The sequence below is a fragment of the Psychrobacter sp. 1U2 genome, from assembly GCF_051847575.1.
In genome coordinates, this window is the sequence record NZ_JBPYDC010001723.1 from 1 (window position 1) to 536 (window position 536).

Genomic DNA, 536 nt, shown 5'->3' on the forward strand with positions numbered 1-536 from the left:
GATCATCGTTGTCAGTATATCGAAACGGTTAGAGGGATTGATTACTTTAACGACTCTAAGGGTACCAATATTGGCTCGACCATCGCTGCTATCAAAGGTTTGGGTGCAGTGTATGCGGCCAAAGATGGTAAGCTACTTTTGATCTTAGGAGGTCAAGGCAAAGGTCAACAGTTTGGTGAATTGGCACCCTTTATTAATCAATATGTCAGTCAGGTTTTATTGATTGGGGAAGATAGCCAGCAAATTGAGCAGCATTTACGTGTAGCCAAGCTAAGTAGTGATGTGCTACTTAAGCAATGTCAGACACTAAAAAATGCTTTTACTGCTATTCAGCACGTGACTAGTAGCAGTTTGTCGCAAGTACAAGCAGTGTTATTATCACCTGCATGTGCAAGCTTTGATCAGTTTAGTGGTTACGCCGCTCGTGGCGATTACTTTAGTGAGTTAGTAACGCAATTGGTTACGGACACTAAAGCTGATAATACGCTTGGTTAATTCGCCTATTAAGACGATAAATGATTGTTTTGCTTATAAAT

1 protein-coding gene is annotated in these 536 nt (G+C 40.7%); it reads left to right on the forward strand.

Going from position 1 to position 536, the window contains the following annotated elements; all coding sequences use genetic code 11:
- Positions 1 to 495, forward strand: a 495-nt coding sequence (locus tag ACS8FD_RS24075; protein ID WP_439277700.1) for a glutamate ligase domain-containing protein, incomplete at its 5' end; no start/stop codon positions are given.
- Between the last annotated feature and the right edge of the window lie 41 nt (positions 496 to 536).